Genomic DNA, 1534 nt, shown 5'->3' with positions numbered 1-1534 from the left:
CGTGACCAGACCGTTGTAGGGGTCGCCGCGGAAGGTGTGGAACTCCCAGCGCACATCGAAGATCCCCCTGACGCGCTCAGCGGCCTCACGGACGTACTTGACCAGGTCCTCCGCGATCTCATTAGTCGTCTCGGCCACCGGCACCCCGAGCGCCACCACCGCCGCCATCACGGGCTGCACGTACACGATTGCAAGCAGCGCGCGCTGTCGTCGGGCGAGACCGCCGGCATAGTGCGCCGCCCGGAGCGAGGAGTCGGAGCCGTCGACCCCGACGACGATGACCTTGGGCCCGTCCGTTCCCCGCTCGAACTGATGCGAGTGCTCTTCCGTCACGGCTTGAGGCCATCGGAAACCGCAGGTCCAATGCCCGTGCGGGCGCCGGGGAATTCCACGCGGGCCGGCGGGGCGGGGGGCAACAGGCGCACGGCCGCTGCGCGGAGGGCCGCGCAGGTCTCGGCCTTCTTGCGTTCCCGGAGCTCCGGAGCTGCTGCCTGCATCGAGACCCGACCCTTCCCGCAAAGCGCGAGTGTCAGCGTATCCACCGGCATGATACTGCACTGATGAAAGTTTGCATTACCGCAAACTGTCTCGTAGCGTGGTGGCGCAACAGGGGCAATATGGACATATTTTCCGTCCACAAACAGGCTTCTGCGATCCGTCTCCGCCTAAGGATAAAAATATGGGTGTGCAGGTCAGGGGGGTCATCGCAGCCCGCGGCACCGCCGTTCGGTCGCTCAGGCAGATAATCGCCCCGAAGTGGCTCTCCCGACGGATGCGGGAAGAGGGCCGGCCGTTTGAGCCGGCGCTCGTGTTTCCGCTGCTGGTGATCGTGCTGGACTCGGTGGCGGCCCTCTTCGCGCCCCACCAGCAGTTCTACCGGTTGATCGGGGCGGCGCCGGCGTTGGCCGCCGCGATGTTCTCCGTGGCCGGCACGCTGGGTATCGGGCTGCTCGCCTTGATGGCCGGGTTCGCCATCTCCGCCGCCGACCACACTCTGGGCCAGGCCCCGGGCAGTTTCACCCTGCTCGGGATCGTTCTCGTCACCCTGGCCGCCGCCTACGCCAGCCGGGTACGGCAGAACCGGGAGCACACCCTCGCCGAGGTCCGCTCCGTGGCGGAGACGGCGCAGCGGGTGCTGCTGCGCCCACTCCCGCAGCACCTCGAAGGCATCGACGTCGAGGTGCTCTACCAGGCCGCCGCCGCGCAGGCCTGCATCGGCGGCGACTTCTACGAGGCGATGCAGACCCCGTACGGGGTGCGGCTGATCATCGGTGACGTCCGCGGTAAGGGACTTCCGGCTGTCGAGGTCGCCTCGGTTATCCTCAGCACGTTCCGGGTGCTGAGGATGAGCGCGCCCGACCTGCCGTCCCTGGCAGGACATATGGAGACCGTCATGACCCATTACTCGCGGGACGTCCCCGACGACGCGCTGGAGCGGTTCGCCACCATCGTGCTCGTGGAGATCCCCGCCGGGGAACCGATCGCGCGCGTGCTCAACTGCGGCCACCCGGCGCCACTACTGTTGCACGGCGGC

Annotated in this window: 2 protein-coding genes; one reads left to right on the top strand and one right to left on the bottom strand. The window is 67.9% G+C overall.

Annotated features, from left to right (window positions below; all coding sequences use genetic code 11):
- Positions 1-333, bottom strand: a 333-nt coding sequence (locus tag VXC91_RS45405) for a universal stress protein (RefSeq protein ID WP_329513178.1), incomplete at its 3' end; no start/stop codon positions are given.
- 346 nt (positions 334-679) lie between these two features.
- Between VXC91_RS45405 and VXC91_RS45400 the strand changes: the two genes are divergently transcribed.
- On the top strand, positions 680-1534 hold an 855-nt coding region (locus tag VXC91_RS45400; RefSeq protein ID WP_329513177.1), incomplete at its 3' end, for a PP2C family protein-serine/threonine phosphatase.

The organism is Streptomyces chiangmaiensis (assembly GCF_036281785.1).
Lineage (GTDB): Bacteria > Actinomycetota > Actinomycetes > Streptomycetales > Streptomycetaceae > Streptomyces > Streptomyces chiangmaiensis.
This window is presented reverse-complemented; position numbering and strand designations above follow the sequence as displayed.